General features: G+C 73.5%; 18 protein-coding genes. 11 read left to right on the plus strand and 7 right to left on the minus strand.

Annotation, left to right across the window (positions count from 1 at the left end):
* The first annotated feature begins 6 nt into the window (after positions 1-6).
* The 4 genes from ACIA6C_RS24085 to ACIA6C_RS24100 all read left to right on the plus strand — a co-directional run bounded on the left by ACIA6C_RS24085 (position 7) and on the right by ACIA6C_RS24100 (position 6,599).
* Positions 7-2,298 (plus strand): molybdopterin-dependent oxidoreductase, encoded by a 2,292-nt coding sequence (locus tag ACIA6C_RS24085; RefSeq protein ID WP_399278838.1) that lies wholly within the window; start codon positions 7-9, stop codon positions 2,296-2,298.
* 73 nt (positions 2,299-2,371) lie between these two features.
* Positions 2,372-3,844 (plus strand): CitMHS family transporter, encoded by a 1,473-nt coding sequence (locus tag ACIA6C_RS24090; RefSeq protein WP_399278840.1) that lies wholly within the window; start codon positions 2,372-2,374, stop codon positions 3,842-3,844.
* Between the two features lie 100 nt (positions 3,845-3,944).
* On the plus strand, positions 3,945-5,357 hold the full coding sequence (locus ACIA6C_RS24095) for an aldehyde dehydrogenase family protein (RefSeq protein WP_399278842.1): 1,413 nt from the start codon (positions 3,945-3,947) through the stop codon (positions 5,355-5,357).
* A gap of 162 nt (positions 5,358-5,519) precedes the next feature.
* Positions 5,520-6,599 (plus strand): Zn-dependent alcohol dehydrogenase, encoded by a 1,080-nt coding sequence (locus tag ACIA6C_RS24100; RefSeq protein ID WP_399278844.1) that lies wholly within the window; start codon positions 5,520-5,522, stop codon positions 6,597-6,599.
* 165 nt (positions 6,600-6,764) lie between these two features.
* On the opposite strand, the gene ACIA6C_RS24105 is transcribed toward ACIA6C_RS24100, so the two are convergent.
* The gene (locus ACIA6C_RS24105) at positions 6,765-7,415 is read right to left on the minus strand and encodes a TetR/AcrR family transcriptional regulator (RefSeq protein ID WP_361133214.1); all 651 of its coding nucleotides are present in this window, start codon (positions 7,413-7,415) and stop codon (positions 6,765-6,767) included.
* Between the two features lie 91 nt (positions 7,416-7,506).
* Between ACIA6C_RS24105 and ACIA6C_RS24110 the strand changes: the two genes are divergently transcribed.
* The 3 genes from ACIA6C_RS24110 (at position 7,507) to ACIA6C_RS24120 (ending at position 9,899) form a co-directional block, all read left to right on the plus strand.
* Positions 7,507-8,658 (plus strand): acyl-CoA dehydrogenase family protein, encoded by a 1,152-nt coding sequence (locus tag ACIA6C_RS24110; RefSeq protein WP_399278846.1) that lies wholly within the window; start codon positions 7,507-7,509, stop codon positions 8,656-8,658.
* Between the two features lie 92 nt (positions 8,659-8,750).
* Positions 8,751-9,062, plus strand: a complete 312-nt coding sequence (locus ACIA6C_RS24115; protein WP_329193971.1) for a YiaA/YiaB family inner membrane protein — start codon at positions 8,751-8,753, stop codon at positions 9,060-9,062.
* Positions 9,063-9,272: 210 nt separating this feature from the next.
* Entirely contained in the window at positions 9,273-9,899 is a 627-nt protein-coding gene (locus tag ACIA6C_RS24120) for a TetR/AcrR family transcriptional regulator (RefSeq protein WP_399278848.1), read from the plus strand.
* 57 nt (positions 9,900-9,956) lie between these two features.
* Here the strand turns inward: ACIA6C_RS24120 and ACIA6C_RS24125 are convergent, their stop codons facing one another.
* Positions 9,957-10,418 carry a MaoC family dehydratase gene (locus tag ACIA6C_RS24125; protein ID WP_366080959.1) on the minus strand — a complete coding sequence of 154 codons (462 nt, stop codon included), beginning with the start codon at positions 10,416-10,418 and terminating at the stop codon, positions 9,957-9,959.
* A gap of 139 nt (positions 10,419-10,557) precedes the next feature.
* Here ACIA6C_RS24125 and soxR point away from each other — a divergent pair, with 139 nt between their 5' ends.
* Positions 10,558-11,007, plus strand: coding sequence for a redox-sensitive transcriptional activator SoxR (gene soxR / locus ACIA6C_RS24130; RefSeq protein WP_329193965.1), 450 nt, complete (start codon positions 10,558-10,560; stop codon positions 11,005-11,007).
* Here soxR and ACIA6C_RS24135 read toward each other — a convergent pair.
* The 4 genes from ACIA6C_RS24135 to ACIA6C_RS24150 form a co-directional block, all read right to left on the minus strand.
* On the minus strand, positions 10,982-11,845 hold the full coding sequence (locus ACIA6C_RS24135) for a 3-keto-5-aminohexanoate cleavage protein (RefSeq protein WP_399278851.1): 864 nt from the start codon (positions 11,843-11,845) through the stop codon (positions 10,982-10,984). The two genes, soxR and ACIA6C_RS24135, sit on opposite strands and share 26 nt — an antisense overlap.
* On the minus strand, positions 11,842-12,432 hold the full coding sequence (locus ACIA6C_RS24140; protein WP_399278853.1) for a hypothetical protein: 591 nt from the start codon (positions 12,430-12,432) through the stop codon (positions 11,842-11,844). The genes ACIA6C_RS24135 and ACIA6C_RS24140 overlap by 4 nt, the downstream gene beginning before the upstream one ends.
* Before the next feature lie 153 nt (positions 12,433-12,585).
* On the minus strand, positions 12,586-13,986 hold the full coding sequence (locus tag ACIA6C_RS24145; RefSeq protein ID WP_399278854.1) for a serine-threonine protein kinase: 1,401 nt from the start codon (positions 13,984-13,986) through the stop codon (positions 12,586-12,588).
* A gap of 162 nt (positions 13,987-14,148) precedes the next feature.
* Positions 14,149-15,393, minus strand: a complete 1,245-nt coding sequence (locus tag ACIA6C_RS24150) for an exo-beta-N-acetylmuramidase NamZ domain-containing protein (protein WP_399278856.1) — start codon at positions 15,391-15,393, stop codon at positions 14,149-14,151.
* 107 nt (positions 15,394-15,500) lie between these two features.
* Between ACIA6C_RS24150 and ACIA6C_RS24155 the strand changes: the two genes are divergently transcribed.
* The 3 genes from ACIA6C_RS24155 to ACIA6C_RS24165 all read left to right on the plus strand — a co-directional run bounded on the left by ACIA6C_RS24155 (position 15,501) and on the right by ACIA6C_RS24165 (position 18,762).
* Positions 15,501-16,265 carry an SDR family oxidoreductase gene (locus tag ACIA6C_RS24155; protein WP_399278858.1) on the plus strand — a complete coding sequence of 255 codons (765 nt, stop codon included), beginning with the start codon at positions 15,501-15,503 and terminating at the stop codon, positions 16,263-16,265.
* The gene (locus ACIA6C_RS24160; protein ID WP_399278860.1) at positions 16,262-18,088 is read left to right on the plus strand and encodes a class I adenylate-forming enzyme family protein; all 1,827 of its coding nucleotides are present in this window, start codon (positions 16,262-16,264) and stop codon (positions 18,086-18,088) included. The genes ACIA6C_RS24155 and ACIA6C_RS24160 overlap by 4 nt, the downstream gene beginning before the upstream one ends.
* A gap of 62 nt (positions 18,089-18,150) precedes the next feature.
* On the plus strand, positions 18,151-18,762 hold the full coding sequence (locus tag ACIA6C_RS24165; RefSeq protein ID WP_399278862.1) for a TetR/AcrR family transcriptional regulator: 612 nt from the start codon (positions 18,151-18,153) through the stop codon (positions 18,760-18,762).
* Between the two features lie 35 nt (positions 18,763-18,797).
* Here ACIA6C_RS24165 and ACIA6C_RS24170 read toward each other — a convergent pair whose 3' ends face one another.
* Entirely contained in the window at positions 18,798-20,018 is a 1,221-nt protein-coding gene (locus ACIA6C_RS24170) for an acyl-CoA dehydrogenase family protein (RefSeq protein WP_399278864.1), read from the minus strand.
* Positions 20,019-20,024: the final 6 nt, after the last annotated feature.

Raw genomic sequence — 20,024 nt, forward strand, 5'->3', positions numbered from 1 at the left:
GGGTCCATGTCCCGCACCGCCCTGCGCATCTGCCCCCTCTGCGAAGCCACGTGCGGCCTCACCCTCACCATCGAGGGCACCACCGTCACCGGCGCCCGGGGCGACCGCGACGACGTGTTCAGCCGCGGCTTCATCTGCCCCAAGGGCGCCTCCTTCGGTGCCCTCGACGCCGACCCCGACCGGCTGCGCACCCCCCTCGTCCGCCGTGACGGGCGGCTGCGGGAAGCCACCTGGGAAGAGGCGTACGACGCCATCGCCGAAGCGGTGCCCGCCCTGGTGCGGCAGTACGGAGCCCAGTCGGTCGGCGTGGTCCTCGGCAACCCCAACGTCCACACCATGGCCGGCGCCCTCTACCCGCCGCTCCTCCTCAAGGCCCTCGGCACCCGCAACCTCTTCACCGCCAGCACACTGGACCAGATGCCCAAGCACGTCTCCAGCGGCCTGCTCTTCGGCGACCCCTTCGCGATCCCGGTGCCCGACCTGGACCGCACCGACTTCCTCCTGCTGCTCGGCGCCAACCCCGTCGAATCGAACGGCTCCCTGTGCACCGCTCCCGACTTCCCGGGGTTGCTCAAGGCCCTGCGCGCCCGCGGCGGCAAGCTGGTCGTCGTCGATCCCCGCCGCACGCGCACGGCCCGGCTCGCCGACCGGCACCTCGCCCCGCGGCCCGGCAGCGACGCCCTGCTGCTGGCCGCCCTCGCGCAGACCCTGCTCGCCGAGGGGCTGACGACCCCCGGGGCACTCGCGGAACACACCGACGGCCTCGGGGAACTCGGAGCGGCGCTCGCGAGTTTCACCCCTGAGGCCGTAGCCCCCGCCTGCGACCTCCCGGCCACCGAGATCCGCGCCCTCGCCCGCGAGCTCGCGGCCGCGCCCACCGCCGCCGTGTACGGGCGGATCGGGAGCTGCACCGTGGAGTACGGCACCCTCGCCAGCTGGCTGGTCGACGTACTGAACATCCTCACCGGCAACCTCGACCGACCGGGCGGAGCCCTCTTCCCGCTCCCTGCGGCCGGCCCGAGGCCCCGTCCCGCCGGCTCCGGCAAGGGGTTCGTCACGGGCCGTTGGCACAGCCGGGTCAGCGGTCACCCGGAGGTCAAGAGCGAACTGCCCACCGCCGCACTGGCGGAGGAGATCGAGACGCCGGGTGAGGGGCGCATACGGGCACTGATCGCCATCGCGGCCAACCCGGTGCTGTCCGCCCCCGACGGCCGCCGCCTCGACGGGGCCCTGGCCGGACTCGACTTCATGGTGAGTGTGGACCCGTACCTCAACGAGACCTCCCGCCACGCCCATGTCGTCCTGCCCCCGCCGCCGCCCGCCCAGAGTGCGCACCACGACTTCGCCTTCAACGGCTTCGCCATCCGCAACCAGGTGCGCTACACCCGGCCTGCCGTGCCCCTTGAAGCGGACCGGCTCGACGAGTGCGAGATCCACGCCCGTCTCGTCCTCGCCGTCTCCGGCATGCACGGAGCCGCCCCGTCCGAGGTCGACGAGTCGGTCATCCGGGCCACCCTCGCCAAGGAGACCGCCGACCCGCATTCCCCCCTGCACGGCGAGGAACCGACGCGCCTGGCAGGCCTGCTCCACGGCGAGAGCGGCCCCGAGCGGCGCCTCGACCTGATGCTGCGACTCGGTCCGTACGGAGACCGGTTCGCCACCGAGCTGCACACGGACGCCGACGCGCCGGCGGGTACGGGCGCGCCCGAAACCGGGGCCTGGGGCGTGCCCGAGGGCAGCCTGAGCCTGGACCGGCTGCTCGCGCACCCGCACGGCATCGACCTGGGGCCGCTGCGCCCCCGGCTCCCGGGCGTGCTGAGGACCCGCAGCGGCAGGATCGAGCTGCTGCCCGACCCGATCGCGGCCGAGCTCCCCAGGCTGCGCGCGGCGCTCGCCCAACGCCCCGCCGCACTGGTGCTCGTGGGCCGCCGCCATCTGCGGTCCAACAACAGCTGGCTGCACAACGTCCCGGCCCTGGTCGGAGGTTCCAACCGCTGCACCCTCCAGGTGCACCCGTACGACGCGGACCGGCTCGGCCTCACCGACGGCGGCCGGGCCCGGATCACCGCCGACGGCGGCGCCCTCGACGTTCCTGTCGAGGTCACCGACACCGTGCGGACCGGAGTCGTCAGCCTCCCGCACGGCTGGGGCCACGACCGCGCCGGCTCCCGGCTGTCGGTGGCCGCCACCGATCCGGGAGTCAACGTGAACCAGCTGCTGGACGGCAGCCGGCTCGACCCGCTGTCCGGCACCGCCGTGCTCAACGGGTTCCCCGTCGAGTTGGCACCCCTGCCCTGAGCTGGGGTTTTGCTCGTATTGCTCACACGTGCACGTCTTGTTGGCCCCCGGAGGGGGCGCCTACGTTCCCTGCATGCTGACTCTCCTCGGCTTCGCCATGATCGGGACGTTCCTCGTCCTGATCATGATGAAGAAAATGTCGCCCATCGCGGCCCTCGTCCTCATCCCCGCGCTCTTCTGCGTGTTCGCCGGGAAGGGCGCCCACCTCGGCGACTACGTCATCGACGGCGTCGGCAAACTGGCGCCGACCGCCGCCATGCTGATGTTCGCCATCGTCTACTTCGGCGTGATGATCGACGTCGGCCTCTTCGACCCGGTCGTGCGGGGGATCCTGCGGTTCTGCAAGGCCGACCCGATGCGCGTCGTGGTCGGCACCGCGGTGCTCGCCGCGGTCGTCTCGCTCGACGGCGACGGCTCGACCACCTTCATGATCACCGTTTCGGCCATGTACCCGCTCTACAAGCGGCTCGGGCTCAGCCTGGTGGTCATGACCGGCGTCGCGGCCACCGCCAACGGCGTCATGAACACGCTGCCCTGGGGCGGCCCCACCGCCCGTGCGGCCACCGCCCTCAAGCTCGACGCCGCCGACATCTTCGTGCCCATGATCCCGGCCCTCGCGATGGGGCTGGTGTGCGTGCTCATCCTCGCCTACGTGCTGGGCGTGAAGGAGCGCCGCCGCGTCGGCACCCTGGTGCTACCCGGCGAAGACGCGCACGAGGACGCGCACGAGGCGGTGCTCGTGGCGGAGGCCGCCGAGGCGCAGCCCGTCACGGTCACAGCCGGAGCCGGAGCCGGTGTCGGCTCAGCCCCGGCGGCGCACGCCGGTACGGGCGAGCACACGTCCCCCCACCCCGCCCCCGCACCCGCCGCGCTGTCGCCCGCCGGGGAAGCGAACGCTGACGGGATGCAGGGCCTCGACCCGAACCGGTCGACCCTGCGTCCCCGCCTCTACTGGTTCAACGCCGCCCTGACCGTCGCCCTCCTCACCGCGATGATCATGGAGTTGCTCCCGATCCCGGTGCTCTTCCTGCTCGGCGCAGCCCTCGCCCTCACCGTCAACTTCCCCCACATGCCGGACCAGAAGGCCCGGATCGCCGCCCACGCCGACAACGTCCTGAACGTCGCCGGAATGGTCTTCGCGGCAGCCGTCTTCACCGGCGTCCTCACCGGCACCGGCATGGTCAAGCACATGGCCGACTGGCTGGTCGGCACGATCCCCGACGGCATGGGCCCGCACATGGCCCTCGTCACCGGACTGCTCAGCCTGCCCCTGACGTACTTCATGTCGAACGACGGTTTCTACTTCGGCGTGCTGCCGGTGCTGGCCGAAGCCGGCGCCGCCCACGGCGTCTCACCGCTGGAGATCGCGCGCGCCTCGCTCGTCGGGCAGGCCCTGCACATGTCCAGCCCACTGGTTCCGGCCGTCTACGTACTCGTCGGCATGGCCAAGGTCGAATTCGGCGACCATACCCGCTTCACCGTGAAATGGGCGGCCCTGACCTCCCTCGTGGTCCTCGCGGCAGGGATGGTTTTCGGCATCATCTGATCCCGGTGGACCCTGGCGCCGGTAAAACTACCGTTGCTAGTTTGTAGGCTGTCCGCGAGGTCAAGCGTCTACACGCTCGTGCGTGCTCGGGAGGAAAGCCATGAAGGCCCACGACGGGATGTACATCGGCGGCGCCTGGCGGCCGTCCTCCGGACGCGACCGGATCGAGGTCGTCAATCCGGCCGACGAGCAGGTCATCGGCGGGGTCCCGGCCGGCACCGCCGACGACGTGGACGCCGCGGTACGGGCGGCCCGCGCGGCCCTGCCCGGCTGGGCGTCGACGGCCCCGGCCGAACGGGCCGCCCTGATCGGCGCCCTGCGCGACGTACTGGCCACCCGCAAGACCGAGTTCGCCGAGACGATCACCGCCGAACTCGGTACCACGCTCGGCTTCGCGGAGGCCGTCCACGTCGGCGCTCCGATCGGGGTCGCCGCCTCCTACGCCGAACTCGCCGCCTCCTACGCCTTCGAGGAGCGCCTGGGCAACTCCACGGTGCTGCTGGAACCGGTCGGTGTGGTCGGGGCCATCACGCCCTGGAACTACCCGCTGCACCAGATCGTTGCAAAGGTGGCGCCCGCTCTCGCCGCCGGCTGCACCCTCGTCCTCAAGCCGGCGGAGGACACCCCGCTGACCGCACAGCTCTTCGCCGAAGCCGTGCACGAGGCGGGCATCCCGGCCGGGGTCTTCAACCTGGTGACCGGTACCGGCCCGGTCGCCGGGCAGGCGCTGGCCGCGCACGAGGGAGTCGACCTCGTCTCCTTCACCGGCTCGACCGCCGTCGGCCGGCAGATCGGCGCCACCGCCGGCGCCGCAATCAAGCGCGTCGCCCTCGAACTGGGCGGCAAGTCGGCCAACGTCATCCTGCCCGGAGCCGACCTCGCCAAGGCCGTCTCCACGGGCGTGGCCGACGTCATGCGCAACACCGGCCAGAGCTGCAACGCCCTCACCCGCATGCTCGTCCACCGGGACCAGTACGAGGAAGCCGTCGCCCTCGCGGCCTCCGCCGTCGCCAAGTACACCACCGGTGACCCCACCCAGCCGGGCACCCGTGTCGGCCCGGTCGTCAACGCCAGGCAGCGCGACCGCGTCCGCGCGTACATCGTCAAGGGCGTCGAGGAAGGCGCGCGCCTCGTCGCGGGTGGCCCCGAGGCGCCGCACGAGCACGGGTACTTCGTCGCCCCGACCGTGTTCGCCGACGTCACGCCCGAGATGACCATCGCCCAGGAGGAGATCTTCGGCCCCGTGCTGTCGATCCTGCGCTACGAGGACGAGGAGGACGCCCTGCGCATCGCCAACGGCACCGTGTACGGGCTCAGCGGGGCCGTCTGGGCCGCGGACGAGGAGACCGCGGTCGCCTTCGCCCGCCGTATGGACACCGGCCAGGTGGACATCAACGGCGGCCGCTTCAACGTGCTCGCGCCCTTCGGCGGCTACAAGCAGTCGGGAGTCGGCCGCGAGCTGGGTCCGCACGGCCTGGCCGAGTACCTCCAGACCAAGTCCCTGCAGTTCTGAGCCCCGCCGAACCCCTCCCCGGCCGGCCCCGACCCGACCGGCCCCTCCCCGGCCGGCCCCGGCCCCCGACCCCGCCCGGGCCGACACCCCGGGCCGGCCCCCAACCCGCCCCGACCCCACACCCCGCCCCGCTCAACACCGCCCCGAGAGACGGAAACGACCATGGTCCGCGCCGCCATCCTGCCCGCCGTCGGAGCCCCGCTGGAGATCCGGGACATCGTGCTGCCCGCACCCGCCCCCGGGCAGGTCCGGGTGCGCCTCGCCGCAGCCGGTGTCTGCCACTCCGACCTCTCCCTCACCAACGGCACCATGCGGGTTCCCGTCCCCGCCGTCCTCGGCCACGAGGGCGCCGGGACGGTCATCGCCGTGGGGGAGGGGGTCACCCACGTCGCCCCGGGAGACGGAGTGGTGCTCAACTGGGCGCCGTCCTGCGGTGAATGCCACCACTGCCGGATCGGCGAGGTGTGGCTCTGCGCCAATGCCCTCACCGGGGTCGGCGCGGTCTACGCCCACGACGCCGACGGCACCGAGCTGCACCCCGGGCTCAATGTCGCCGCCTTCGCCGAGGAGACGGTGGTCGCGGCCAACTGCGTGCTCCCCGCGCCCGAGGGGATCCCGCTCACCGAAGCCGCCCTGCTCGGCTGCGCCGTCCTCACCGGCTACGGCGCCGTCCACCACAGCGCCCAGGTCCGCCCAGGCGAGTCGGTCGCCGTCTTCGGCGTCGGCGGGGTCGGGCTGGCCGCCCTCCAGGCGGCGAGGATCGCGCAGGCGGGTCCGATCGTCGCCGTCGACGTCTCCCCGGCCAAGGAGGGGCTGGCGCGCGCGGCCGGAGCCACCGAGTTCGTCCTCGCGTCCGACACCACGGCCAAGCAAGTCCGCGCACTCACGGGCGGGCAGGGTGCGGACGTCGCCATCGAATGCGTCGGCCGGGCCGAGACCATCCGGGGGGCGTGGGAGTCCACGCGCCGCGGGGGCCGTACCACCGTCGTCGGTATCGGCGGCAAGGAGCAGCAGGTCACCTTCCACGCCCTGGAGATCTTCCACTTCGCCCGCACCCTCACCGGTTGCGTCTACGGCAACAGCGACCCGGCCCGCGACCTGCCGGTGATCGCCGACCACATCAGGGCCGGCCGCCTGGTCCTCAAGGACCTCGTCACCGACCACATCACCCTCGACGGCATCCCGGGAGCCTTCGACGACATGCTGGCCGGCAAGGGCGGCCGTTCCCTGGTCGTCTTCTAGCGCCCGCCGCGCCCGCCGCGCCCGCCGCGCCCGCCGCCCCCGCCGCGCCCGCCGCGCCCGCCGCGGTCGCCCCACCCCGCCCCGCCCCGGCGGTTGGGGCGGCCGCCCGCGGCGGTCGGCCGTCCCTCACCGCTAACGCCCCCGGTACCGGGCACCCGGCAGGCGTCACGACGTCTGCCGCAGCGCCTCGTACTGGAGTGCCAGGCCGTCCAGCAGGGCCGACAGGCCCGTCTCGAACGCACCCTCGTCCACCTCCTGCTGCCGCTCCGCCAGCAGGTGGGCCTGGCCCAGGTGGGGGTAATCGCCCGGGTCGTATGCCGTCCGGTCGTCCACGAAACCCCGGGCGAAGGAAGCGACCGCCGAGCCCAGGATGAAGTACCGCATCAGCGCGCCGATCCTGGTCGCCTGGGCCGGTGGCCACCCGGCCTCCGTCATCGCGCCGAACACGGCGTCCGCGACCCGCAGCCCCGCCGGGCGCCGGCCCGGCCCGCGCGCCAGCACCGGCACGATGTTCGGATGGTCGGCCAGGGCGGCCCGGTAGGAGTGCGCCCAGTCGTGCAAGGCCTCCCGCCACCCGAGGCCGCCGTCGAACATCGACAAGTCGACCCGGCCGCTCACCGAGTCGGCCACCGCCTCCAGGATCTCGTCCTTCGTCCGGAAGTGGTTGTACAGCGAGGGCCCGCTGACCCCGAGCGCTGCCGCCAGCCGCCGGGTCGACACCGCCTCCAGTCCCTCCGCGTCCACGAGCGCGCCCGCCGCCTCGACGATGAGGTCTCTGCTCAGGAGGGGCTTGCGCGGTCTGGCCATGCGGCACATAGTAAGGCCCGGTCCCGTTAAACTAGCGCTGCTAATTAATGCCCCGGCCGCACGCGACCACCCCCGCCCCCACCACGCCCGGAGGTCCCCCGTGAATCTGGAGCTCAGCGAGGAGCAGACCGCCGTACGCAGGCTCGCCCGCGCATTCACCGAGCGCGAGATCACCCCGTACGCCGCCGAATGGGACCGCGCCGAAAGCGTCGACCGGTCCATCGTCAAGAAACTCGGCGACCTCGGCTTCCTCGGCCTGACCATCCCGGAGCAGTACGGCGGCTCCGGCGGCGACCACCTCGCCTACGCGCTCGTCACCGAGGAGCTCGGCCGCGGGGACTCCGCCGTCCGCGGCATCGTCTCGGTCTCCCTCGGGCTCGTCGCCAAGACCATCACCGCCTGGGGCACCGAGGAGCAGAAGCGGGCCTGGCTGCCCCGCCTGTGCTCCGGTGACGCGCTCGGCTGCTTCGGTCTGACCGAACCCGGCACCGGCTCCGACGCGGGCAACCTCGCCACCCGCGCCACGCGCGAGGGAGACGCGTACGTCATCAGCGGCAGCAAGATGTTCATCACCAACGGCACCTGGGCCGACGTGGTGCTCCTCTTCGCCCGCACCAACGAGGAACCGGGCCACCGCGGCGTGTCCGCCTTCCTCGTCCCGGCCGACAGCCCGGGCCTGACCCGCCGCGAGATCCATGGCAAGCTCGGCCTGCGCGGCCAGGCCACCGCCGAACTCGCCCTCGACGGCGTCCGCGTGCCCGCCTCCGCGATGCTCGGCCCCGAGGGCAAGGGCTTCTCCGTCGCGATGTCGGCGCTGGCCAAGGGCCGGATGTCCGTCGCCGCCGGCTGTGTCGGCATCGCTCAGGCGGCGCTCGACGCCGCCGTCGGATACGCCGCCCAGCGCGAGCAGTTCGGCAAGCCCATCGCCCAGCACCAGCTGGTCCAGGAGCTGATCGCCGACATCTCCGTCGACGTCGACGCGGCGCGACTGCTGACCTGGCGGGCCGCCGACCTGATCGACCGGGGGCAGCCCTTCGCCACCGAGGCCTCCACCGCCAAACTCTTCGCCTCCGAGGCCGCCGTGCGCGCCGCGAGCAACGCCCTCCAGGTGCACGGCGGCTACGGGTACATCGACGAGTACCCGGCCGGGAAACTGCTGCGCGATGCCCGCGTCATGACCCTGTACGAGGGCACCAGCCAGATCCAGAAGCTCCTCATCGGCCGTGCGCGCACCGGGGTTTCGGCGTTCTAGCGGGCGGCAAGGGCGTCGGCGCGCCCGTCTGAGTACGTACGTGAGTACGCGCGCGGATGTGCCGCCGGCCGTCCCGCCGCGAAGCTGGGGCCATGAACGAGACACCGGTCAAGCAGCAGAACACGGGGGCGTACTACGGCCAGGCCGTCGCCTCCTTCGCCACCGCCCTCGCCGCTGTCGGGCTGGGCATCTACAACATGGACGCCGACGGCTGGGTCCGCGCCTTCCTCGGCATCGCGGTCCTCTACCTCACCACCTCCGCCTTCACCCTCGCCAAGGTCATCCGCGACCGCCAGGAGGTCACGCAGATCGTCAGCCGGGTCGACCAGGCCCGAATGGAGAAGATCATGACGGAGTACGACCCCTTCTCCCCGAAGCAGCCCCCGGGACGCCCGGCCGCCTAGCCACCGCAGCCCCCGCCGCCTGGCCACCGCAGCGCCCGGCCCCTCAGCCCCCGGCCGCCTGGCCACTGCAGCCTCCGGCCACCGGCCGCTCAGCCCCCCCCGCCGCTCAGCCCCGGCCTCAGTGCCGAGCCCAGGCGCGCTATGCCCTAAGCGCTTGCTCACCCTCCGGTAAGGTGTTGGTTCCTACAAGCCGAAGAGGGTGAGCGAGCGATGGACAGTGCCGGCGCGGCCGAGACCGACGGCTACCAGCCGTGGTCGGAGGTCACCCCCGACGCCGCCCGGCGGCTGCTGGTCGCCGCCGTCGAGACCTTCGCGGCGCGCGGCTACCACGCCACCACCACCCGCGACATCGCGGCCCGCGCCGGTATGAGCCCGGCCGCGCTCTACATCCACTACAAGACCAAGGAAGAGCTCCTCCACCGGATCAGCCGGATCGGCCACGACAAGGCGCTGGAGATCCTGGAGACGGCCGCCGACGGCCCCGGCACCCCCGCCGAGCGGCTCGACGAGGCCGTACGGTCCTTCGTGCTGTGGCACGCCGCGCACCACACCACCGCCCGGGTGGTCCAGTACGAGCTCGACGCCCTGGCCCCGGAGCACCGCTCCGAGATCGTGGCGCTGCGCCGGCAGAGCGACGCCGCCGTGCGCCGGATCCTCGCCGACGGCGTGCGGTCGGGGGAGTTCGACGTCCCCGACGTCCCGGGCACCACGCTCGCCGTGCTGTCCCTGTGCATCGACGTGGCCCGCTGGTTCAACGTCGGCGGGCAGCGCACGCCCGACGAGGTCGGCGCGCTCTACGCCGACCTCGTGCTGCGCATGGTGGCGGCCAAGCCCTGACGAGGGCCGCCGCGCCCCGGGAGCAGTCGGGTCTCAGGAGCAGTCTTAGGAGCAGTCTCAGAAGTAGTACCGGGACACCGACTCCGCCACGCACACCGGCTTATCGCCGCCCTCCCGCTCCACGGTCACCGTCGCGGTGACCTGCACCCCGCCGCCCGTCTCCGTGACATCGGTGATCACCGCGGTGGCCTGCAACCGGGACCCGACCGGCACCGGAGCCGGGAACCGCACCTTGTTCGTCCCGTAGTTGATGCCCATCCGCATGCCCTCGACCCGCATGATCTGCGGTACCAGGCTCGGCAGCAGCGACAGCGTGAGGTAGCCGTGCGCGATGGTGGAGCCGAAGGGTCCGGTGGCTGCCCGTTCCGGGTCCACGTGGATCCACTGGTGGTCGCCCGTGGCGTCCGCGAAGAGGTCGATCCGCTTCTGGTCCACCTCCAGCCAGCCGCTCGGGCCCAGCTGTTCGCCGATTGCGGCGCGCAGCTCCTCGGCGGACGTGAAGATCCTCGGTTCGGCCATGCCTGCCCCTGCCTCTCGCTGATCAAGCTAATAAGCGCTTGCTCAGCATGCGTGGACCGCCCGCCCCTGTCAACGCACTCCAGCCCCCGTCGACGCACCCGCGCCCCGTTCCCAGGCCGGGCCGACTACCCTCGGTCAGGTGCCGCAGATTCCCGGAAAAGTCCACGAACTCACGGTCGGCCAGCTGTCCGCGCGCAGCGGCGCGGCCGTCTCCGCGCTCCACTTCTACGAGGCCAAGGGCCTGATCAGCAGCCGCCGCACCTCCGGCAACCAACGCCGCTTCACCCGTGACGCGCTGCGCCGGGTGGCCTTCGTACGCGCCGCGCAGCGGGTCGGCATCCCGCTCGCCAGCATCCGCGAAGCCCTGGCCCGGCTCCCCGAGGAACGCACGCCCACGCGCGAGGACTGGGCGGCCCTGTCAGAGGCCTGGCGCAGCGAACTCGACGAGCGGATCAAGCAACTGACCCGGCTGCGCGAGAACCTCTCCGACTGCATCGGCTGCGGCTGCCTGTCGCTCAAGACCTGCGCGCTGTCCAACCCGGACGACGTCTTCGGCGAACGCCTCACCGGCTCGCGGCTGTCGCTGTAGCGGCGCGCGCCCACTCCCGGACGGCGGCCGCCACCAACTCGGCGTTAGAACGCGCCGGCCGCCCGTCCGGCAGCGACAGCACCTCACCCACGCCGATACGGGTGCCCGCACCGTACCGCGCGGCCAGCCGCAGCACGGGCCAGGCGGCGGCCTCCCGCCCGAACAGCAGCCACGGCACCGACCACGGCCTACCCGGCGCCGGCAACGGCCCCGGCCCCGGCCCCACATCCGGCTCCCGCCCCAGCCCCGCGACCGGTGCCGAGATCAGCCCCGCCACCAGCGCCGGATCCGCCTCCGCGAGCTCGCCGACCAGCCGAACCCGCCCCGCCCGGCCCGCCACCCAGGCCCCCGCACCCTCCGCGTGCCCCGCACCCTCCGCGTGCCCCGAAGCGCCCAGCGGAACGACCATGTCCACCGCCACGCCGCGCGCCAGCAGTGCCGACGCCAACTCGCGCGCCCCCGTCTCCGCCCAGCGCACCACCGCCCGCTCCGGCAGCACCACCCAGGACCGCACCCGCTCCAGCCGCCCCGCCGGATCCGGCTCGGCCGCCGCGTCCACCGGCACGCCAAGCGGTACGGAGACCCCCGCGCCCCGCATCGCCTCCAGCACCGGCCCCATCACCCGGGGCGAGAGGCTCTCGCGCCCGCACGGGGTCCTCGGGTGGACCAGCACCTCCCGGGCCCCCGCCGCGACCGCCCCCAGCGCCGACTGCGCCAACGCCTGCGGGGACATCGGCACGGCCGCCCCCTCGGCCGCGCCCCGCGCACCGTTCAGCGCGACCTGGATCCACGCCCCGGCCCCACCCGGACCTGCCGCCCCGAGCCCCCTCCCGCTCACGCCGCCGACGCCGGATACGTCAGCGCGTCCGCCAACGCCGGTCTCGGCACCACGATCCCGCAGCCCCCGCACACCGGCCCGTCCCACGCCCACGCCCCGGCCCACGCCCCGTGATCCGCGCCCATCGAAGGCCAGCGCAGCTCCTGCTCCCCGCAGACCGGGCACGACGTCCCCGGCTCCGACTCCAGCGCCTTCACCAGCCGCCGCAGCACCTCGCCGAGCGTCCCGTCCGGCCGGACCCCCGGGTCCGCACACCGCACCACCGCGTCCCCGCTGCCGCCCCACGCCCACTCCGGCCTGCGCAGCCCGTGGTGCTTCTCGCGCCTTCTGCGCTCCGCGAACTGGCGCTCGTACTCCAGCCAGACCGCCCGCGCGTCCTCCAACTCCTCCAACGCCGCGACCAGCCGCCGCGGATCGGCCGCCCGGTCCTCCGGGGCGATCCCGTGCCGGTCGCACAGGTGCCACCACGTCGCGCGGTGCCCGTAGGGGGCGAACCGCTCCAGACAGCGGCGCAGCGAATGGCGCCGCAACGCCCGGTCGTTGCGCCCGTCCCGCACCTGGTAGGCCAGACTCCGGAATCCCGCCATGACACCCTCACCTCCGCCGCGCCCACGCCCACACCGACGTCGAGACGCCGTACGAGGTGAACGTCGTCCTACGTTCCGACGTGCCCAACATGCCCGGAGGTGTGTGGGCGCATGCGGGGCGGTCGAGGCGTGCGGGTGGCACATGGCCGGAAGTCAGCGCCCCATGCGCCCCGCCGCCACCACGATCCGGGCCAGTTCCTCGTGGCAGATGTCGCTGTGCGCCCCCGTCGGTGCTCCGCCCCTGCGGACCACGGCGCCCGCGTCCACGCTGACGCAACCGGACGTCGGCAGCCCGTCCCGCAGCGCCGCCGCCAGGGTGATCCGGGGGGCGCCCGCCACCGCCTGCACGCCGTCGTGTCCGAGCGCGCCCCACCGTTCGTCCAGGCCCAGCACACCGGCCGAATCCCCTGCCATCCGCGAGGCCAGCGGGTAGAACACCTTGAGTGCGGTGTCGTAAGGGGAGTGGCAGGCGACCACCGGGCCGTCCACGGAGTGCTGGAGCCCGTGCAGGGCGCCGCCGCGGCTCTTGTCGTGCGGCAGGCGGTCGGTGAAGGCGTAGTGGGAGAAGGCTCCCTGGAGCAGGGTCAGCGACTTCACGTACCGGGCGCCGCCGGGCACCGCCCGCAGGGAGAAGGACACCACCCGGCCGCCGAAGCTGTGCCCGATCAGGTGGACGCGCAGGTCCGGTCTGTGCGCGGCCAGCCGGGCGAGTACCGGCCCCAGCCCCCGTTCGCCGATCACTCCGGCCCGCTTCTTCATCTCGTAGTACGTGGCCTGGCGCAGCACCTCCTTGGCGCCGCTCCACAAGGCGCGCAGCCCACCGCCGATCGAGAGCCCCGCCACGTCAGTCGAGAGCCCCGCCACGTCAGTCGAGGGCGCCCCGTTCGTCGAGAGCCCCGCCCCGTTCGTCGAGGGCTCCGCCCCGTTCGTCGAGAGCTCCGCCCCGCCCGCGTGCCCGCCCGCTTCGACGACCGCCTCGGTGAAGCTACGGCACACCTCCAGGACGTCCTCGGTGAACATCGCCGGCACGTCCTCGCCGGTGGCGGTGGACACCGCCGCCACCCCGGCCAGCTCCCGCACCAGCGCCCCGAACTCCACGAACGCGGCCTGCGACTGCGGCCGTTCCTCCAGCAGTTCGGCGACCCGGTCGAGCTCGGTCTCCCGCCCGGGCCAGAACTCCCCGAGCGCCCGCCTGGTGTCCGGGTCCAGCGCCGTCCCGAACTGCGGCTCGGCGAGCGCCCCCGCGAGGCCGCGGGGGTCGAAGTCCGGTATCGGCTCGTCCGCGAAGCGGATCGAGGGCCACAGGACCCCCGCGTATCCCAGCCGCACCGCCGGCCCCACGAGGTAGGGGAACGGCTCGAAGAACCGGTCGTAGAGCAGCGTCGAGGTGCGCGGTTCGCTGTTCCAGCCGTGCGCGAAGACCAGCAGGTCGGTGGCCTCCATCCCGTCGAGCGCGGTCCCGGTGCCCGGGGCCGGATCCCCGTCGGCGTCGAAGACCAGCTCCGCGTACGGAGCCACCCCGACGCCCGTTCCCCACGCCGCTCCACCCGACATGACGCCCCCCTCCGGGTCCTGTCACCGCCGCGTTCAGCATCCTGCGGCCGGGCCCGCCCGGCCAGCCCCTCGACGGCTCCCGCTCCGCGAAGGTCCCGCCCGGCACCGGAACCCGTACCGCACCGCCGGAACCCGTACCGCACCAACGGAACCCGAACCACATCACCGGTACAGCAGGTACCCCTCCCGCACCGCCGCGAACCCGGCGAGCTCCGCCGCCCAGTCGCCGGCGATCTCCTCCACCCCCGCCCCGGCGTCCACCATGGTCCGCACCCGGTCGGAGCCGGTCAGCCGGTCGATCCAGTGGTCGGGCCGCCAGGCGAACCCGCTCCAGGTCCGGCGCGCGGTGACGAGCAGTCCGATCCCCGCCAGCACCGGGTCGAAGGCCGCGCGGTCGTGCACGATCAGCCGGACCCCGCCGCACACCTTCCCGGAGTGCTTGGAGAAGACCGGCGTGAAATAGGCCTCCCGGAACCAGACCCCGGGCAGGTCCAGGGCGTTCGCCGCCTCCGCCCACCGCCGGTCGACGCCCTCCGCGCCCACCACCTCGAACGGCGTCGTCGTACCCCGCCCCTCGGACAGGTTGGTCCCCTCGAACAGGCAGGTCCCCGGGTAGACCAGGGCCGTGTCCGGAGTCGGCATGTTCGGGCTCGGCGGCACCCAGGGCAGCCCCGTCTCCCCGAAGAAGGCCCCCCGGCGCCACCCCGACATCCGTACGGTGCTCAGCGCGAGGGGGCGCTCGGCCGGGAACTCCCCCTGGAACAGCAGCGCCAGTTCGGCCACCGTCATGCCGTGCGCGAGTGCGAGCGGCTCGCGTCCCACGCCGCTGGCGTACGGCCGCCGCAGCACCGGCCCGGCCGCCCGCAGCCCGCCGATCGGGTTGGGGCGGTCCAGCACGACCACCGCCTTGCCGGCCAGCGCGGCCGCCCGCATGCAGTCGTACAGGGTCCAGATGTAGGTGTAGAACCGGGCGCCGACGTCCTGGACGTCGAAGACGACCGTGTCGACGCCCGCCGCCGTGAAGACGTCGGCGAGCTGCCGGCCGCTCTTGCCGTACGTGTCGTACACGGGCAGTGCGGTGGCCGGGTCCCGTGCCGAGCCCTCGGAGCCGCCCGCCTGCGCCGTCCCGCGGAAGCCGTGCTCGGGCCCGAACACCGCGACCAGGTCGACCCGTTCGTCGGCGTGCAGGACGTCGACCAGGTGGCGGGCGTCGGCGGTGAGGCCCGTCGGGTTGGTGACCACCCCGATCCGCCGTCCGGCGAGCGGCCCGTACCCGTCCGCGGCGAGCTGCTCGAACCCGGTGCGGACCCTTCCCGGCGCGGCGGCCGCGCTGTCCGGTCCGCCCACGGCCCCCGCCGCCCCCACGGCCCCCGCCAGTCCCAGCACCCCGCGTCGTGACAGCGTCATCCGCACACGCTAGGGCCCGGACCCCTTCCGATCGGACATACCGACTGGTTAGTCTGCCCCCGGATACCGCCTTCCGGATCCGTCCGTCAGCGTCGAAAGGCATCCCTGTGCGCACGTACCAGGACCAGCGAGTCGTCGTCACCGGAGCGGGCGGCGGCATCGGCGCGGCCCTCGCCCGCCGCTTCGCCGACGAGGGGGCCACGGTCGTGGTCAACGACCTCGACCCGGCCAAGGCCGCCTCCGTGGCGGACGGCATCGGCGCCCGGGCCGTTGCGGTCCCCGGAGACGCCTCGGCCGTCATCGAGCAGGCCCGCGAAGCCCTCGGCGGGAGCGTCGACGTCTACTGCGCCAACGCCGGACTCGCCTCGGGCGGTGACGCCTTCGCCGACGAGGGCGTCTGGGAGGCCGCCTGGGACGTCAACGTCATGGCGCACGTCCGCGCCGCCCGCGCCCTGCTGCCGCACTGGCTGGAGCGCGGGAGCGGCCGCTTCGTGTCCACCGTCTCCGCCGCAGGGCTGCTGACCATGATCGGGGCTGCCCCGTACAGTGTCACCAAGCACGGCGCCCTCGCCTTCGCGGAATGGCTCTCGCTGACCTACCGCCACCGGGGCGTCGAGGTCCACGCGATCTGCCCGCAGGGGGTGCGCACGGACATGCTGACCGCCGCGGGATCGGCGGGCGAGCTGGTCCTGGCGCCGACCGCGATCGAGCCGGAAGCGGTCGCGGACGCCCTGTTCGACGGCATGGAGAAGGGCCGGTTCTTGATCCTCCCGCACCCGGAGGTGGCCGACTACTACGCGGCCCGCGCCACCGGCCCCGACCGCTGGCTGACCGGCATGAACCACCTCCAGCAGAAGTGGGAGGCACGGTGACCGCGCCCCTCCGCTACGCCGACCGGCCCTGGCTGGGCCGTCTCACCGCCGCCCAGCGGGCGCCCGTCACACCCCCGCCCAGCGTGCTGCACGCCTTCCGGGCGGCCGTCGCCCGCGCCCCCCACCACCCGGCGATCGCCTACTTCGACGGCCGGCTCTCCTACGCCGAGACCGACGCCCTCTCCGACGCCGTCGCCGGACACCTCGCCGCGCGGGGCGTCCGCCGCGGGGACCGGGTCGCGGTCATGCTCCAGAACACCCCCCACTTCGTGCTGGCGGTACTGGCCGCCTGGAAGGCCGGGGCGGTCGTCGTCCCCCTCAACCCCATGTACAAGTCGGGGGAGGTCGGGCACATCCTGTGCGACTCCGGGGCCACGGCCCTCGTCTGCGACGCCCGCGCCTGGCCGGCGTACCTGTGCGAGGCCGCCCGGGACAGCGCCGTACACACCACCCTGACCGCGCGCGACACCGACTTCCAGACCCGCGACGACGTACGGGTCCTCGGACCCGGCCGGGCCCCGGGGGCGGCCGCCGCGACGGCGGGCTCGTCCGCCGCCCGCCCCGCGATCCCGCGCCAGGGCCACCCGGACCGCCCCGCCCTCCCCGCGATCCCGCGCCAGGGCCACCCGGACCGCCCCGCCCTCGCCGAAGCCCTCCGCGGACCCGGCGCCGATGAGGTGCCCCGAGGCGCCGCGCCCGAGGTCGCCGACCTCACCACCGTCGCCCGCCAGGGTCACCCGGCGCCGCCCGAGCCCGGCCCCGCCGCCGCCGACACCGCCCTCATCAGCTACACCTCCGGGACCTCCGGCACCCCCAAGGGCGCCATGAACCCGCACGGCGCCCTCAGCTACAACGCCGTCCGCCAGGTCACCGGCCACCCCGTCCCCGAAGGCGCCGTCTACTTCGCCCTCGCCCCGCTCTTCCACATCACCGGCATCGTCTGCGAGCTCGCCGCCTGCTTCACCAACGCCGGCACCCTCGCCCTCGCCCACCGCTTCGACGCGGGCGCCGTCCTCGACGCCTTCCTCGAACACCGCCCCGCCTACACCGTCGGCCCGGCCACCGCCTTCATGGCCCTCGCCGCCCACCCCGACGCCACCCCGGACCACTTCGCGTCCTTCCGGGTGATCTCCTCCGGCGGCGCCCCCCTCCCTCCCGCCCTCGTCGAACGCCTGCGCGCCGACTTCGGTTTCTACCTGCGCAACGGCTACGGGCTCACCGAGTGCACCGCCCCGTGCGCCTCCGTACCGCCCCACCTCGAAGCCCCCGTCGACCCCGTCTCCGGCACCCTGTCGGTCGGCGTCCCCGGCGCCGACACGGTGGTCCGCATCCTCGACGAGCACGGGGCCGAAGTCCCCTTCGGCGAGAGCGGCGAGATAGCCGTCCGCGGCCCCCAGGTCGTGCCCGGCTACTGGGGTCTGCCCGACGACACCGCCAAGGCGTTCCCGGACGGCGAACTGCGCACCGGAGACGTCGGCTTCATGGACCGCGACGGCTGGCTCTACGTGGTCGACCGCAAGAAGGACATGATCAACGCGTCCGGCTTCAAGGTCTGGCCGCGCGAGGTCGAGGACGTGCTCTACACGCACCCCGCCGTCCGGGAGGCGGCCGTGGTCGGCGTCCCCGACCCCTACCGCGGCGAGAGCGTCAAGGCGTACGTCAGCCTGCGGCCCGGCACCTCGGCCGAGCCGGCGGAGCTGTCCGCGTACTGCGCCGAACGTATCGCCGCGTACAAGTACCCGCGCCAGGTGGAGATCCTGCCTGTCCTTCCGAAGACGACCAGTGGCAAGATCCTGCGACGGGAACTGCGCGAGCGCGGCTGAAAACAGTCGGACGGTCGTACGACGCCCTGACAGGCGAGGGAACAGAGAGGAAGGCGAGCGCCATGGCCGCCAGAACCACCACGGAGCCGGAGGGTGCCACCCGGGAGACCCCCGTGCCGCAGCGGCTGCTGGCCGTCGCCACCCGGCTGTTCGCCGAACGCGGCTACGACCGCACCTCCGTCCAGGAGATCGTCGAGGCTGCCGGGGTCACCAAGGGCGCGCTCTACCACTACTTCGGCTCGAAGGACGACCTGCTGCACGAGGTGTACGCGCGCATGCTGCGCCTCCAGCAGCAGCGCCTCGACGCGATCGCCGATTCCGGCGCTCCGGTCGAGGAGCGGCTGCGCGCCGCGGCCGCCGACGTGGTCGTCACCACCATCGAGAACCTCGACGACGCGGCCATCTTCTTCCGCTCGATGCACCAGCTCAGCCCCGAGAAGTCCAAGCAGGTGCGCGCCGAGCGCCGGCGCTACCACGAGCGCTTCCGCGCGCTGGTCGAAGAGGGCCAGCGCGCGGGCGTGTTCTCCGCCGCCACACCCGCCGACCTGGTGGTGGACTACCACTTCGGGTCCGTGCACCACCTGTCCACCTGGTACCGCGCCGACGGCCCGCTCACGCCGCAGCAGGTCGCCGACCACCTGGCGGACCTGCTGCTGCGGGCGCTGCGCCCCTGACCCGGAGGTTCACCGTGGGCCCGGCGGGACCGCGCTCAGCGGTACCGCCGCAGCTCCCGGTGCGCCAGCGAGCGCTGGTGCACCTCGTCCGGGCCGTCCGCGAGCCGCAGGGTCCGCGCCGCCGCCCACAGTTCGGCCAGCGGGAAGTCCTGGCTCACCCCGCCCGCGCCGTGCAGCTGCACCGCGTCGTCGAGGATCCGCACCACCGCGCGCGGGGTCGCGATCTTGATGGCCTGGATCTCCGTGTGCGCCCCCCGGTTGCCGACCGTGTCCATCAGCCAGGCCGTCTTGAGGACCAGCAGGCGCAGCTGCTCGACGGTGACCCGGGCGTCCGCGATCCAGTTCTGCACCACGCCCTGCGCGGCCAGCTCCTTGCCGAAGGCGGTGCGGCCGAGCGCCCGCCGGCACATCAGCTCGATGGCCCGCTCGGCCATGCCGATCAGCCGCATGCAGTGGTGGATCCGGCCCGGCCCGAGCCGGGCCTGGGCGATGGCGAAGCCGGAGCCCTCCTCGCCGATCAGGTTCGCCGCCGGGACCCGGGCCCCGTCGAAGACCACCTCGGCGTGACCACCGTGGTCGTGGTCCTCGTACCCGTACACGCGCATCGCGCGCCGGACCTCCACGCCCGGCGTGTGCCGCGGCACCAGGATCATCGACTGCTGGCGACGCGGGTCCGCGCCGTCCGGGTCGGTCTTGCCCATGACGATGAAGACCTTGCAGTCGGGGTTCATGGCGCCCGAGATGTACCACTTGCGGCCGGTGACGACGTACTCGTCACCCTGCGCGGAGCGCTCGATGCGGGTCTCCACGTTGGTCGCGTCCGAGGAGGCCACCTCGGGCTCGGTCATCGCGAAGGCCGACCGGATCTCCCCGTCGAGCAGCGGTTCCAGCCACTGCTTCTTCTGTTCCCCGCTCGCGAACTGGGCGAGCAGCTCCATGTTCCCGGTGTCCGGGGCAGCGCAGTTGGTCGCCATCGGCGCCAGGTGCGGGCTGCGGCCGGTGATCTCCGCCAGCGGGGCGTACTGGAGGTTGGTCAGCCCGGCTCCGTGCTCGCTGCCGGGCAGGAAGAGGTTCCACAGGCCCTGACGGCGCGCCTCGGCCTTCAGTTCACCGAAGACGGCCGGCGTGTCCCAGGGCGAGGCCAGCCGTGCGCGCTGCTCGGCGGCGACGGGTTCCGCCGGGTAGACGTACTCCTCCATGAACGTCGTGAGCCGTTCGCGGAGTTCCTCGGTGCGGGCGTCGAATGCGAAGTCCATGGCTGC

The sequence above is a fragment of the Streptomyces sp. NPDC051578 genome, assembly GCF_044454045.1.
Taxonomy (GTDB): domain Bacteria; phylum Actinomycetota; class Actinomycetes; order Streptomycetales; family Streptomycetaceae; genus Streptomyces.